Below are 15652 nucleotides of genomic sequence, written 5' to 3' on the forward strand. Positions count from 1 at the left end.
TTTTATCGCCCGCAAAGTTACTACTTTACTCCGAATTTGCAAAGAAAGTAAGTATTTAATTTTGAGTTTTTTGCCATTTGTTTTATCCTCTCTGCTTGGACATCGTTCTTAATTATCTCCAAATTTTCCTTCTATCCAATTCCCGGTGGTATTCCCGCGCATGAGCGTTATGCTGTCGCAATGTTCTGGAGAAATAATGGTAACCGGAAAAGTCGCTTTTGGCACAGAAATAGAGGTAATCATGTTTCTGATAATTCAACACGCCATCAATAACCTGAATAGAGGCCATTCGGATAGGACCGGGGGGTAAGCCGGCATACTTGTAAGTATTATAGGGAGAATCTATTTCCAAATAGCGATCCAAAATCCGGGTAATCGTAAAATCTCCCAACACGAATTTAAGGGTCGGGCAAGCATCCAGCTTGATGCCCTTTTTCAACCGGTTCAGGTAAACCCCGGCGATGACGGGATACTCTTCCTTTTTTACGGTCTCTTCTTCAATAATCGAGGCCAATATGGTCACTTCAAGTGGAGAAAGTCCTATCTCTTCCGCTTTTTTCTGACGCTGTTTATTCCAAAAACGCTGGTACTCCTTATACATTCTATTCAAAAAATCAGTAGTTGAAATATTCCAATATATCTCGTAAGTATTGGGAATAAACATACCGATCACGGTTGCCGGGGAAAAACCGTATCGGATAGTCGTATCAGGATTACGAAGCCGAGAGAGTAAATCATCGGACGATACGGCCAATTGAAGAGATACCGTTCCGGCAAATTCTTCTAACGTACGTATATTATTAAATGTCAGTTGTACCGGAGATTGATTTCCCGAACGTAACATATTGATCAATTCGTTATTGTTCATACCTTCTCTGATCCGGTAACGTCCGGATTTTGCTTTTGCTTTTTTCAACCGGGCAACCTGCAGCAGGGTAGAGGGATGTTTGACATATCCCCGGCTTCGCAAGGTGTCCAGCACCTCCGTTATCGAACCGGAGCTTCGAACATAAATGATTCCGTCGTCTTTTACCGTAATATTCGGATAAAATACATAGTAATATCCGATTCCTGCTCCCATTAATCCCGCAATACACAAGGCCGCAAAGAGTATGATAATTCTTTTCGTTGCTTTAATCATGGAGGTTCAATTTTCTTCCCGGAAAAATAATTTATAATAATTCATATCTTTGGCCGAATCGTATCCTTTCTCGATGTATTTTTTTTGGCCGTGAATGTAAACATGAAAATTCTTATCCAATTTTAAAACGTGTTTAAAATAACGTTTTTCATCTTTTACGGCGCTATCCGACACGTCGAAAGAGTCCTTCAAGGCTATTTCATTTTTCTCCTCGTAGAAATTTTTAAAATCTTCAAACGCGCGAATGACTTGCGGATCCATGACAATCTCTTCTTTAAATCGATCTTCATCAAAAGTGTCTGCTTTTTTGAAATAATCGATGGATCTATTCAACATATCGATCTGATCGGCTTTAGGAATATCGTTTTCCTGATTATAAACCTCTTGTACGAAATCTTTACATAACTTCAAGTAATTGGAAGTCTGAAAATAGTCATCCTCCTGCTGTTCCAATCCCAAAAAATCAGTTGTCCAATATACCGCTTCCGTATGATTAGTTTTATCCAAAACAGTAACCCGATAGCCGCTCTCCTCGTTCATGTTAAATATCAGACAAGCCTTATCTAACTTTTTAATGTTAATACCGGACTCACTGGTTAGTTGATAACTATTTTGATTAACAATGATTTTCAAAAAAGTATCTTTATTTTCCGATTTAAAAATACCGATCGCATCGCAAGTTCCGTCTTCCAATAAACAGTTTTTAAAATGCACCAAATAGAGTTCTCCGGATTTGATATTCGGATGGTTGGATTGTTCGAACAAATGCCGGGCGATGTCGATGGATGCCTTATAGAAAGAGGCAGGGTCCTCGAACACAGAACGTATCGCCGCGTACACGGGATTGCGGGAAAGTTCTCCCTCGTAAGCGGAAAAACGATAAAAGGCATCTCTTTTGAAAGGAGTCAGAAAATAAGTTTTCAGCAAATTATGAACTTCCTGTTCGTCCGGAACAAAATTAGATTCGGAAAACCGGATGTCTCCTTCTTCATACTTATTTCCTATATCGTGAATAACGATATTACCAATTTCACAATTTTCAAAATTCATCATAAGATTAAAATCTAAAATATATACCGAGATTCAGCGTCTCTTTGAACTGTATTTTTTTCGAATAATTTTGATCGTATATGGCATTCATATAAACGGATGTCTTCATAAAATAATTTATTTTGAAATCGAGACTCAAACGCCAATCAACGGTTATGTATTCCGGTTTCTCATAATAACTGGAAAAAATAATCAACCGGTTATCTATTTTCAAAAACTTAAAAAATTCATGCTCATTCCTTAATTCCACTTTGGCTCCGGCATCGCTCCTGTACCTTTTTCCCTTTTCGACACCATAACGTGTCGGATCAACTCTGGCCGTATCCCGAACATAGATCCATTGTCCGGCAATAGGCGAGAGGTAAAGAGAGATATTGTTTTTAGGTTTATAATCAAGACCTAAGGAGATGGTGAAGTAACCCGGAGAGAGAAAATTAGCGATAATTTGGTCGTTTTTAGGATAATTGTGAGTCCTGAACAGTACCGTATTCATATCGAACTGAGCCGCGTAATTCCAGTGTTTAAAAGCTTTTACTCCTAATTTGGATAATACTTCAAATTTATCTTCGTTTTTACTTAACTCTTCCTTTCCGCTCTTTAGCGCCCCTAATCTATACCGGAATGCATTCTCCCAGGATAAACTGTTCTTCTTGTAATTTAAAAAATACTTCAAATCGGAAAGAATAGAAAGTGAATTTTCACCCCCAGAAGCCCAACTGTCACTAAAATATCCTTGTCCGAATGCGAAACTGATATCCCAGTAATACCGCCAGTAGTTTCTTTTTATCGGAAGAGGTGTCAGGGGTTTTAATTTTAAATAGGCCGAGTCCTGTATCTTCAAGCTGATATCTTTTGAAATTTTATCGGCTTGACTGTACTTCTGATACATGTTTTCATCCACAAAAAACTTCACCCGATTTCCACGGGAAGAGACTCTTAACCAGGATCCCACGGAATCTCCCGCGACGCTTTTGGTCGAAAAATAGTAGTAATAGGTTTTTCCTCTATTCAACCAAACCTGATTGGGTTTATCCGAAGCGTTCAGTATGATTAGTGGAATGGAATCCCTGCTTTTTTCACGCATCCATTGATAATTCTCATCTTTTTCCATAAAAGTTAGAAGAGATTGCAAATCTTGATTCAAAAGTATATCGTAACGTGCCGAATCCATAGGATTTCTCTTACGGTATTCCAGGCTATCTTTTTTGATTCGTTCCCGTATTTGTTGAATGGCTTTTTCTTTTTCTTCAATGGTTGCAAAATAGGCCCGAAGATAATTTATCATGTATTTTATATGTTCATTTTCAGCGTATCCCCTCAACGTATTTATGGCTTGTTTCAACTCGTAATATTTTGATCTGTCTCGGGTAAGTTTTTCCAACGCGTAACGAACGGCGGGATTTTCTATATGTTCATTTTTTAATTGTGCCGATCGATAAACCAAATCGGGAATACGGGTAAAACGGAGTGAGTCCGTCCGACTGATTTTTAAAACAGTTATCGGAATGGGATAAGATTTCATGATTTTCAGTATTCCCTTTTCCTGAGCGAAAAGAGAAAAAGAGAGGAAATTCAGTATAAAAACAAATACATAAAATCTCATCGATTCACAATTATTTAAAAGGAGAATCAGGTTCCTTGGCCATATGATTATAAGCCAGTTTATCCAACAAGCTGGGCCACCATTTACTTAAGAATACGGATATTTTTCCCTCCACTAATGTCATAATAATTTCCCGTTTCCGTTTTCTTATTCCTTTCACGATGATTGCAGCACACTCCTCTGCAGACATCATCTTACTTTCTTCCCGGGGACTTTCTCCTTGCTGGTTTCCATCTGCAACCAGTGCGGTTTTACGAATATTGGAAGCCGTAAAACCGGGAGCTGCAACCAATACATGCAACCCTTTTTTCAAATTTTCTACCCTCAAGGTGTTCAAAAAACCTCTTACGGCGAATTTACTTGCTGCATACCCGGTTCTCCCCGGTAAACCTACAAAACCGGCCACAGAGATAATTCCGACCAAACTGCCCTTGGAATGAAGTAAATAGGGGATAGCATATCTTGAACAATAGACAGTTCCCCAAAAATTAACATCCATAACGCGCCGAATGACATCCACATCCAACTCGTCAAATAATGCCCTCATGGAAATCCCGGCATTATTGATTAAAATATCAATTTTCCCGAATTTCTGGACGGTTTGCTCGATCAAATGTTTACAATCGTCTTCGCGGGTCACATCCGTTTGAACCGCAAGAACCTCAATACCTTTATCGTTCAGCTCTTTTTCCATTTGCTGAAGTTCCGCCAAATTGCGGGCTGCCATTACGATTTTACTCCCGAATTTTGTAAATTCATATACTAACGCCTTACCGATTCCGGAAGAAGCTCCGGTAATGATTACCACTTTATTTCGCATGAGATAATTTTATTCATTACTTTGACTTACAAAAATAAGAATAAAAAGTGGATTTGAAAAACAGATCGTTTATCGATAAAAATGAAAAATTGCCTCGTGGGAATTGCTTGTATAATTTGTCCTATAATTTATATTATGTTAAGTGTAATATGTAAAAAGAATTAAAATACCTTCTACCGCAATAAAAAAGACGAGACTTTTTGAATCTCGTCTTTTTAGAAGAAACCGGACTTTTATAAACTTTCCAGCATCTCTTTTGTTTTTTCATATTTCTTCATGTAGTCCGTATTGGGTTTTTCCCTCAACCGGTAATATAACTCTTTCAACGTGGTCAACGTATTTTTCTCTCCCGGTTCCAATTCCAAGGCTCTTTCAAAATAAGGAATAACCGACTCGTATTCTTTCAATATCTGTTCATAAGCCACTTTATACTTAGCGTCATCCAGTTCGTCTATTTTGTTATGTTTTTCGATAACTTTGTTCAACTGAATATTTCCCAAGTTGTACTGGGCTCTGAAATCATCCGGATTTAATTCCAACGTTTTAAGATACATCGCTTCGGCTTTATCCGTTTGCTTCAAAATCTCGTACATATCACCTTTAGCACGATAGAGCTCCGAATTGTCGGGTGTTTGTTCAATAGCCGCATCTAAGAATTGTTCTGCTTTTTCCGGGGTATCTCCTTGCAGGTAATAGTTGATCAACTGAATCAGCAAATAAGATTCATTCGGGAACAATTCGTGTCCTTTCAGCAGATACTGAACAGCTTCTTCCTGGTAATTTTTTCCTAAAACGCTATCCCCTGCATCATTTGCATTCTTGCTTTGAGTAAACAGGATGCTGATAATCATCGGATATACTTTTGAGGCGTCATAGTTCAATTCCAGTGATTTTTTATAAAAATCCAACGCCTGTTCCAAGTCTCCTGCCCGTTGGGCCGTAATACCTGCATTGTAAATAATAGCCGTATCAACTCTTTGGCTTCCGTATTCCGAGGCATTGATTTCCAACACGCGTTTAAAATTATCTAAAGCGAGGGCAAAATCTTTTTTTGCGGCGTCAGGATTTGCTTTATTATCATTATCCACTCCTTTATTATAATTTTCGACACCATAATTTTGAAAATCAGCAACCAGGTTGGCATATTGATTGATCAAATCTTTTTTAAATTTTCCCTTATCATCCAGTTTAATGACTTGTTGAAAAGCTTCCCACGCGATATTCAGAGGGTCTTTTACCAACTTCAAATAATCCGGATTTTGAGACTCGTAAATGGCTTGGTAAATCTGTCCTTTTACAAAATAGGCTTTGGGCCAGCTTACACAATTCTCGTGAACGATAGCTTCATCTATTAATTCTTTGGCTTTGTCTAACTTTCCTTGCGTGAAAAAGCTAACCGCAGAAGTAACTTTCCCCTTTTGTGCAAATGTGAAATTCGCACAAAGTAGAAGTGCAATGATAAAAGATAGTTTTCTCATACGTTATAAAATTTGTTTTACATTTAGATGTTTTTTCAAATCGTCAGTTATTTTCGTTTTACTCTGTTCCGTCTTCGATATCCCCCTGCTTCTCTCCTTCCACCTCTTCTTCTTTAGCGGAAGAGACCTTAGCAACAGCGGCAATAGCATCATCGTTTCTTAAATTAATCAATTTCACACCCTGCGTATTCCTTCCCATTACCCTTAATGTCGATATATCAAGACGTATTGTCAGGCCTGATCTATTGATAATCATTAGATTGTCATCGTCTGTTACATCGATTAAAGAAATCAGGTTACCAGTTTTCTCCGTTAGATTAATGGTCTTCACACCTTTTCCTCCCCTATTGGTAATACGATAATCTTCAATATCGGAGCGTTTTCCGTATCCGTTTTCCGAAACGACCAAAATATCTGCTTTTCCCGGTTCAACGCATATCATACCTATAACCTCATCGTCTTCACTACCCAGCGTTATACCTCTGACACCTGAAGCCGTTCTTCCCATCGGACGAACCTTATTTTCAGGGAAACGAATGGCTTTACCCGATTTGACGGCTATCATGATATCGTTTTCTCCGTTTGTCAATTTGGCATCCAAAAGTTGGTCCCCCTCTTTTATCGTAATTGCATTTACACCATTCGCACGAGGACGCGAATAGGCTTCTAAGGTCGTTTTCTTCACGATACCTTGTTTGGAACATAAAACGATATAGTTGCTGTTTATATAATCCGTATCTTTCAGATCCAAAATGTTAATATAAGCTTTGACTTTATCGTCCGGTTCAATATTTAACAGATTCTGTATGGCTCTACCTTTGGATTGTTTCGTACCTTCCGGAATTTCCCATACTTTCAACCAGAAACATTTTCCTTTTTCGGTGAAGAACAGCATCGTATTATGCATGGTTGCCGTAATCATGTGTTCCAGGAAGTCTTCATCGCGAGTTGCGGATCCTTTTGATCCTACTCCTCCCCGATTTTGAACCTTGTATTCACTTAAAGGAGTACGTTTGATATATCCCATATGCGAGATGGTGATCACCATCTCTTCGTCGGCATAAAAGTCTTCGGGGTTGAATTCTTCAGATGCGTATACGATATCCGTTCGCCGCTCGTCTCCGTATTGCGCCTTTATCTGCAATAACTCATCTTTAATGATTTGCATCCTCAGTTCCACGCTTTCCAAAATAGCTTTCAGATGCTCGATCAATTTCATGATCTCTCCGTATTCCGTCCTTAGTTTATCCTGTTCCAGGCCTGTTAACTGACGTAACCTCATTTCGACAATAGCTCTGGCCTGAACCTCGCTTAGAGAGAAACGTTCTATCAATCCGTTTTTAGCTTCATCGGGGGTTTTCGAGGCACGAATAATACGAATGACTTCGTCGATGTGATCGGAAGCAATAATCAGACCTTCCAGGATATGGGCACGATCCTCCGCTTGCTTCAATTCAAAACGGGTACGACGGGTAACGACATCATGACGGTGATCCACGAATAACCGAATCAAATCCTTCAAATTCAGCAACCGGGGTCTTCCACCGACCAACGCGATGTTATTGACCCCGAAAGAGGTCTGCAATGCCGTGTGTTTCAATAATGTATTTAAAACGACATTGGCAATCGCATCTTTTTTCAGATCGATAACGATTCGCATTCCATTACGATCCGATTCATCATTGATGTTTGAAATTCCGTCTATCTTTTTTTCATTCACCAAGTCTGCAATCTTAACGATCAACTCGGCTTTATTAACCATATAAGGAATTTCATGCACAATGATCTTCTCTCTTCCGTGAGGTGTCGTTTCTACGGAAGTTTTAGAACGGACGATAACCCGTCCTCTTCCCGTGTGATATGCCTCTTTTACTCCACTATATCCGTAAATCGTACCTCCTGTCGGAAAATCAGGAGCTTTGATGATCCGGATCAGATCATCGATCTCAATATCATTATTGTCAATGTACGCGCATATGGCATCGATGGTATCTCTAAGATTGTGAGGCGGCATATTGGTCGCCATCCCGACGGCGATACCGGATGCGCCGTTTACTAATAAAATAGGAATCCTGGTCGGTAATACACTCGGTTCTTTTAAGGATTCGTCAAAATTAGGTATCATATCGACCGTATCCTTCTCCAAATCTGCCAAAGTCTCTTCGGCAACCTTCATCAGACGTGCTTCTGTATAACGCATAGCAGCCGGACTATCCCCGTCGACCGATCCGAAATTACCCTGCCCTTCTACCAATCTGTATCGTAGAGACCACTCCTGAGCCATACGTACCATTGCCATGTACACGGAACTATCTCCATGAGGATGATATTTTCCCAATACTTCTCCAACTATTCTGGCTGATTTCTTGAATGGTTTACCAGAGGTCACCCCCAATTCACTCATTCCATACAACACCCTTCTGTGCACCGGCTTTAAGCCGTCCCGAACATCTGGTAATGCGCGGGATACAATCACCGACATTGAATAATCAATGTACGAAGATTTCATCTCCTCCTCGATGTTGATTTTAATAATTTTTTCTCCGATGTTTTCCATTTAATATGATCTAATTACTCTATTAACAAATTGGCAATAAAGTTATTATGTATAAAATAACCCTTTCTGTCCCAAAATTTCACAAATGTAATAAAAACGACCGATTAATTGAAATTTTATCCTCTTTTTTATTAACATTTGCGAGACGAGATTCAAATTTCAAATGTCAGCATATCATGGGCTAACCGTACGTTCGAAGGTAATTCTGCAGAGACTTGGGTACTCAATCCCATCTGATGCCCGATATGTGTGATATAAGCTTGTTTAACTTGTAATTCCCGAATAACCTCCAAAGCCTGATCCAATGAAAAATGAGATATATGAGGCTCTTTCCTTAGTGCATTGATAATCAAATACTCCACTCCTTTCAGTTTTTTCTTGTTCTCTTCAGATATGAAATTTGCATCCGTAACATACGCAAAATTACCGATCCTGAAAGCGGTAACGGGCAATTTGTAATGCATGACCGTGAGCGGGATAATTTTTATATCGTCCACATAAAAAGGACGATTATCGATGACATGCATGCTCATATCGGGGACACCCGGATACTTAACGGGCATGAAAGCGTAATCGTAATCCTTATGGACGGCATCACAGGTTCGTTGATCGCAATAGATATCAACATATCCTCCTTTTATCCAATTAAAAGCTCTTACATCATCCAGTCCCCCGGTATGATCTTTGTGTTCATGTGTCAAAAGAATGGCCCTCACGTCCTTTACGTGTGCCCTTAACATTTGGTACCTGAAATCAGGACCGGCATCGATCAACAATTTTTTCCCTTCTATTTCAATCAGAGCAGAACTTCTCAATCGTTTATCGCGGGTATCACTGGATCGACACACTTCACATTCGCATCCGATAACGGGTATCCCTTGCGAAGTCCCACTTCCTAAAATCGTTATTTTCATCGGTTAAGCATTTAATATCATAAAAGAATCTCCGGAAATCTCCCCCGTCAGCCTCTTTTAATACGGACAAAATTAATAAGATAAAAATAATCCTATATATTTGCAGCAAACATTTTATCATGGGAAAATTATATTTACTCCCCAATTTACTTGGAGATACGGAAGTTCGGCAGGTACTTCCCGAACACGTGACCGACATTTTAAAAAAACTAAGGGTATTCGCAACGGAAAACGTCAAAAACACCAGACGGTTTTTAAAAAAAATAGATAAAAATATTTGCATCGACGAATTGATTTTTTTGGATCTGAACGAGCACTCGACACGGGAAGAGATCGAATCTTATCTTCCTTACTTGGCCGTGCAGGATGTAGGTATTATTTCAGAAGCCGGATGTCCGGGTATTGCCGATCCGGGTGCGGAGCTCGTGGCATTAGCTCATCAACACCAGTTTCAAGTCGTCCCGTTGGTCGGTCCTTCGTCCATCCTTTTAGCTTTAATGGCTTCGGGCTGCAACGGACAAAATTTTTCATTTAACGGTTATCTGCCGGTAAACAGACAAGACCGGGCCAAAGCGTTGAAAATATTCGAGAAGCAATCCTTACAAGAAAACAGGACTCAAATATTTATTGAAACACCTTACCGGAATCTGACGTTATTGGAAGATATGTTATCCGTTCTCTCTCCGACAACGAAACTGACCATTGCCTGTGATTTAACAACGGCGAACGAGTACGTCAAAACACGATCGGTGAAAGAGTGGAAAAATGAAAAACCCGATATACATAAACGACCGACCATATTCATCGTGTACGCGGGAATGAATGAATGTAAAAAAGGCTGTCGATCGTAAAATCGGGACAGCCTCCTATAAGATAAAGTCTCTTTTTCAAATATTTAGTGAGTATTGAACCACCGGTAAACATTCTTTACCGTTTTATCTAACACTAAAGGATCTTCATAGTATTGCACACGAGAAACCGAATCTTCCCAAATGGCCATTTTGTCTTCCGCCTTAATGGTCGCGTATATCTCCCGTGCCGATTCCAAACTTTCGTTTTCTCCGCCATGGATAATGATCGTAGGTGTTTTCAGTTGAGAAGCTTCTTTCTTCTTGTAACAACCGGATACGAGAGCAATAGCTCTCAACCGTTGCTCTTCTTCGCTACGATTAATGACCTCGTTCGTTCCGTGACAAATACCGACCGCATACATTTTGTCTGCATCTACCTCTTCTTTGAAGCTCAGGTAATCAATGGCGGCTTTAATGTTTTCGGTCTCTTCCAAGCATAAGGTAACATAACCGTAATTAGCCAGTCTCGTGGCATATCGCATAGAAATTTTATCATCTTTTGAGTTCTGCGGCCCTAACACGATCACGGCCGGCTTTTTTCCTGCCTCTTCAGGATTGCATAACCATCCTTTTATTGTATTTTCATTAGATAAAATCACGTCTTCACATGTATAACTTCTCATCATCTTCTTTGTTTTAATATTATTACCTGATTCGTTTACGGAAAACAAAAGCAAAGGTTACACTTTTATCGAAAAAAAATGAAGAAAGGACCTCCTTAAACCGGGAAGTCCTTCATAAAAAAAGAGTTATATCTAATTATTTTTTAAAATAACGATTATAAAGCCCTTCAAAACCTTTACCGTGGCGAGCCTCGTCCTTGCACATTTCGTGAACGGTATCGTGAATCGCGTCTAAATCCAACTTTTTAGCTAACGTGGCAATACGTTTTTTGTCTTCACATGCTCCGGCTTCAGCTTCCATGCGTTTTCTCAAGTTTGTCTCGGTATCCCACACGCATTCTCCTAACAATTCTGCAAATTTCGAAGCATGTTCTGCTTCTTCCCAGGCATAGCGTTTGAAGGCTTCGGCTATTTCCGGATATCCCTCGCGGTCAGCCTGACGGCTCATGGCCAAGTACATTCCGACCTCCGTACATTCGCCGTTGAAGTGAGCTCTTAATCCTTCAAGCACTTCAGCATCAACTCCTTTTGCCACTCCAATCCGGTGCTCGTCGACAAAGGTCAATGCACCTTCGGTTTCAACCAACTCCTTGAATTTACTTTTCGGTTGCTTACATTGAGGACAAAATTCAGGAGCTTCATCTCCTTCGTGAACATAACCACATACGGTACAAATAAATTTTTTCATAACGCTCATTTTAATAAATTACTACTTATCTTTTCTCTCTATACAATTTTTACAAAATCCTTTATAATACAGATGAATTTCCGTGACGACAAACCCCTCCTCCCCCTTAAAAGAAAACTTTTCCATATCTTCTACGGAAAGGTCGTGTACTTTTCCACACCCCATACACATGAAATGGGCGTGAGGCATGGTATGGATATCGAACCGAATATTTTTCTCGTCAATAACTATCGGAGTAACGGCTTTTTGCCCGACAAATAATTTCAACGTATTATATACCGTCGTTTTGGATAAAGTCGGGTATTCCGGAGATAACGCATCATAAATCTCCTCTACGGTAGGATGTATTCTATGGGAAATCATATAATCCATTATGGCGATCCTCTGCACCGAAGGCTTTATATGATATTTACCTAAATACGCCTGAATCTCCTGTATTTTATTCATTATTTATTTGTAATAATTACATTTTTTAAACTTGTACAAATATATAAAAATTGTTTCTTTAACAATTTATTTACAAGTATAATTCTTTAAAATTTAGAATGTTTCTAATTAATTGTATTTTTCGATTAATTTTGATATTAGCATGAAGCGTATCTATATTTTTAATAGCTTTGTAGCATGTTTTTTATAGGCCCATCGGTACATATATTTGTATATCTGCTTGTTTCAGCCTTTTTCTTTATCTGTTTTTATACAAAAAGCGAAACAAGAATTCGGGAAAACTTACCGGAAGAGAAAATTATTACTCTCTCCCAAGGGACTTTCGAGACATTATCCGCGTGTAAAATAGTAGATTTTATAAAAAATACGATTCATAAGGAGCCGGAGGCGGCAGAATTTTTAGTTTTAAAGAAAAAAGTTTTACCCTACATCATAAATTACAAAGATCCTCTTTCGTCGAGTAAAACCCTTCGAGCCCCTCCTGCTGCTTAATTAGCTTTTTCGCTTTCCGCTATTACGACATCCGTTTGTAATGCACTTTGAACTGATTTACCTTACTAAAATTTATTATAATGCGAATAACTATTTGTATAATACTATTTTGCATCCTATCCAAAGCCCTAAAAGGGCAAAGCAGTACGGCCATTCGCGAGCAAGATTCAACTTACAGCATAATTGAACAATTAAAAGAGGTCGTCGTATCTGCCGAGAAAAGGATATTGCCTATAAACAGTATTCCCATAGCCTTAACTGTCATCACGGGGAAGAACCTGCCGAACGAAAATAATCTGGATTTAAGGAATCTATCGGGAATCGTTCCCAACTTTTACATACAGGAGGACGGTCTCAAATTATCAACCCCCTTGTATATACGCGGAATAGGTACCGTTTCCGGTACTCCTCCTGTCGGGTTATACGTGGACGGAGTTCCCGTTTTCGATAAAAATGCTTTTATTTTTGATCTGTACGATGTCAAACAGATTGAGGTTTTACGGGGACCGCAAACAACACTTTACGGAAGAAACAGTATTATCGGATTGATCAATATCACAACCAATATACCTTCAAATGTTTTTTCCATGGAAGCGAAAGCCGGAGTGGCCAGTTATAATTCACAAAACTACATGATATTAACGAATCTGCCTCTCCGTAACGTTATTTATAACAAGCTGTCTTTTACTTATAACCGCACGGACGGATACTTTAAAAACAGGTATACGGGAGGTAAGCCTAATCAATCCGACTCTTATAATCTGCGTTATCAGGGATTAGTACATACGAACAACACCTGGAAGATAGCTTTGGGTATGAATTACAACCATAGCTTCGACGACGGATACGCCTACCACGCGATCGATTCGTTAAAACGACATCGCTATACCGTGAATTACAACGCGACCTCTTCCTATGAAAGAGATCTGGTATCTACTTACGTTAACCTGAAAAGAAATTTCGAACGAACGTCTTTCCTGTGGGTGACTTCTTACTCCTGGTCGGAAGACAAGCAGCTATTAGATGCCGATTTCACTCGTTATGATGTTTTTCAGAATGAAAAAAGCTCTAAACAAAATCTGATTACGCAAGAGATCAATTATCAATCGACTCAGGCAAAACGCATAGATTGGACTGTCGGGACTTTCGGTTTTTACAAAGACTTAACGAATAATTATTTGGCATTATTCGGAGAAGACCGGCAATTGTTGCTTCCGATTGATTTGGACAAGGCTTTGTATTATAACAGTACAAAAACCTGGGGAGCTGCCGGATACGGTCAGATTACCGTAAAAGATTTACTTCCCGGACTAATGCTCACCATCGGATTGAGATACGACTATGAAAAGGTAAAACTGTCGTATCGCGACAGTCTACTCTATCACGGAGAGCAAAAATTTACCGGTTATCATGATTGGAAAGAGTCCAAAGATTACAAGGAGTGGTTACCCCAATTTTCTATTTTACAGAGGTGGAGCGACCAATTGTCCGTTTACGCGAGTGTATCCAAAGGCTATAAAGCGGGAGGTTATAATATTATTTCTAATGAAATGACGTCTCAAATAGTCAAGTTGGGCTATGATAAAGAGAGCCTGTGGAATTACGAGACGGGAGTAAAATATTTTAGCCGAAACAGTAAATTCAACCTGAACGCTTCTCTTTTTTATATCGATTGGAAGGATCAGCAGATATTCGTCATGGGCATGATGGGACCAAGTATCAAGAACGCCGGAGATGCCCGAAGCATAGGAGGCGAAATGGATATGAAATGGGAATTTGTGTCTCGCCTAACCTATTTCTTATCTGCAGGATACAGCGATTCGGAGTATTACCATCACCTGAACAAAGAGTATGAAGGAAATAAAATCGTTATGGCCCCCGACTTCACGATGAATACGGGATTCTCTTACTATAAACGCATAAAATTTTTCTGTTTTAATACTTTGACAGCTTCTACTTCGGTAACCGGTTTCGGGACACAATATTTTGACGAAGCAAATCGCTTGAAGCAGAATCCTTATTTCCTCTGGAACATGGATTGGGGTATATCAGGGAAGTACATTGACTTCAGAATATGGGGAAAAAACATATTGAACAAAGCGTTTTTCAGCTATATGTTTACCAGTCCGGTAGGAGCCAATTTACCCGCTTATCGCCATTCAGGGCAATCCGGAGCCCCTTCAAGATTCGGAGCTTCCATTACGTTTAAAATTTAAATAAAACAATCATCATGAAAAACAAATTGACTTCTATCATTTCGATATTATCCCTGTTATTCGTTATCGTTTCTTGCAATGACAACAAAGAACCGGAACCCTTTTTGCAAGGAACATGGGCTTACAAAGCTCCTTATTTCGTGTTCGAATATAGCGAGGAAAACATAGATGTGAATTGGGGAGGACAAACACTTCAATTTAAACCCGAAGAGTTAACGACGATGTTCAAGTCCATGGCAGGAACTAAAATGGGAGAATATTTTGTCGGTATACAATTTGTTTCCGAATCGGAAATGAATATCAATATGAAATTTAAAGACCAGACACAAAAGACATTAAAAGCCACTTATGAAACTCAAGGAACCAAGTTGGGTATCTTATTGGATAAAGAGAGTTTAAAAGAGATTACCGGAAAAGAATTGAATATTCCTCAACTCTCTTTCGATTATAAAATTATCAACAACCAGTTGACGGCCTATTTGAACTGGAGCTATCTGAAAGGCTTTTTAAATACACCCTATGTATCCGGTATGTTAGATCAATTATTTCCCACGTTGGCCGCAACGCTTCTGAAAGACCAGTGGCAATTTATGCCGGAACAAGCCCAACAGGCCGTGGTCAATCAGCTGAAACAGATCTTTAACGAAGTTAAATCAAAGACAGAAGACTTAGAGATCGGTGTCGTAATGGAATCCGTTTCCCTCTAAAAATGATTATATTGCAAATATATGATACTAATTTGGCAAAAAAAGATTTAAATTGTATAACTTTA

Annotated in this window: 13 protein-coding genes; 3 read left to right on the forward strand and 10 right to left on the reverse strand. The window is 39.2% G+C overall.

The window, feature by feature from the left end; translation table 11 throughout:
- Positions 1–112 precede the first annotated feature (112 nt).
- The 7 genes from mltG to DMB45_RS02510 form a co-directional block, all read right to left on the reverse strand.
- Positions 113–1141 carry an endolytic transglycosylase MltG gene (gene mltG / locus DMB45_RS02480; protein ID WP_041503642.1) on the reverse strand — a complete coding sequence of 343 codons (1029 nt, stop codon included), beginning with the start codon at positions 1139–1141 and terminating at the stop codon, positions 113–115.
- 6 nt (positions 1142–1147) lie between these two features.
- Complete coding sequence (locus DMB45_RS02485; RefSeq protein ID WP_041503641.1) at positions 1148–2194, reverse strand: nucleoid-associated protein; 1047 nt, start codon at positions 2192–2194, stop codon at positions 1148–1150.
- A gap of 4 nt (positions 2195–2198) precedes the next feature.
- A complete protein-coding gene (locus tag DMB45_RS02490; RefSeq protein ID WP_235375070.1) occupies positions 2199–3794 on the reverse strand; it encodes a DUF3078 domain-containing protein in 1596 nt (531 codons plus the stop codon).
- A gap of 10 nt (positions 3795–3804) precedes the next feature.
- Positions 3805–4614, reverse strand: coding sequence for an SDR family oxidoreductase (locus DMB45_RS02495; RefSeq protein WP_110688397.1), 810 nt, complete (start codon positions 4612–4614; stop codon positions 3805–3807).
- A 233-nt stretch (positions 4615–4847) separates the two neighbouring features.
- Positions 4848–6092, reverse strand: coding sequence for a tetratricopeptide repeat protein (locus tag DMB45_RS02500; RefSeq protein ID WP_041503639.1), 1245 nt, complete (start codon positions 6090–6092; stop codon positions 4848–4850).
- A gap of 58 nt (positions 6093–6150) precedes the next feature.
- On the reverse strand, positions 6151–8649 hold the full coding sequence (gene gyrA / locus DMB45_RS02505) for a DNA gyrase subunit A (RefSeq protein ID WP_041503638.1): 2499 nt from the start codon (positions 8647–8649) through the stop codon (positions 6151–6153).
- Positions 8650–8801: 152 nt separating this feature from the next.
- On the reverse strand, positions 8802–9563 hold the full coding sequence (locus DMB45_RS02510) for an MBL fold metallo-hydrolase (RefSeq protein ID WP_041503637.1): 762 nt from the start codon (positions 9561–9563) through the stop codon (positions 8802–8804).
- A 119-nt stretch (positions 9564–9682) separates the two neighbouring features.
- Between DMB45_RS02510 and DMB45_RS02515 the strand changes: the two genes are divergently transcribed.
- On the forward strand, positions 9683–10414 hold the full coding sequence (locus DMB45_RS02515) for an SAM-dependent methyltransferase (protein WP_041503636.1): 732 nt from the start codon (positions 9683–9685) through the stop codon (positions 10412–10414).
- 44 nt (positions 10415–10458) lie between these two features.
- On the opposite strand, the gene DMB45_RS02520 is transcribed toward DMB45_RS02515, so the two are convergent.
- The 3 genes from DMB45_RS02520 to DMB45_RS02530 all read right to left on the reverse strand — a co-directional run bounded on the left by DMB45_RS02520 (position 10459) and on the right by DMB45_RS02530 (position 12172).
- Entirely contained in the window at positions 10459–11040 is a 582-nt protein-coding gene (locus tag DMB45_RS02520) for a dienelactone hydrolase family protein (RefSeq protein WP_041503635.1), read from the reverse strand.
- 133 nt (positions 11041–11173) lie between these two features.
- Positions 11174–11725, reverse strand: coding sequence for an NADH peroxidase (locus DMB45_RS02525; RefSeq protein ID WP_041503634.1), 552 nt, complete (start codon positions 11723–11725; stop codon positions 11174–11176).
- 21 nt (positions 11726–11746) lie between these two features.
- On the reverse strand, positions 11747–12172 hold the full coding sequence (locus tag DMB45_RS02530) for a Fur family transcriptional regulator (protein WP_041503633.1): 426 nt from the start codon (positions 12170–12172) through the stop codon (positions 11747–11749).
- A gap of 572 nt (positions 12173–12744) precedes the next feature.
- Here DMB45_RS02530 and DMB45_RS02540 point away from each other — a divergent pair.
- Together DMB45_RS02540 and DMB45_RS02545 are read left to right on the forward strand one after the other, a co-directional pair.
- A complete protein-coding gene (locus DMB45_RS02540; RefSeq protein ID WP_041503631.1) occupies positions 12745–14880 on the forward strand; it encodes a TonB-dependent receptor in 2136 nt (711 codons plus the stop codon).
- Positions 14881–14894: 14 nt separating this feature from the next.
- Entirely contained in the window at positions 14895–15587 is a 693-nt protein-coding gene (locus DMB45_RS02545) for a hypothetical protein (RefSeq protein ID WP_041503630.1), read from the forward strand.
- Positions 15588–15652: the final 65 nt, after the last annotated feature.

This window comes from Sanguibacteroides justesenii (genome assembly GCF_003204205.1).
Taxonomy (GTDB): Bacteria; Bacteroidota; Bacteroidia; order Bacteroidales; family Marinifilaceae; genus Gabonibacter; species Gabonibacter massiliensis.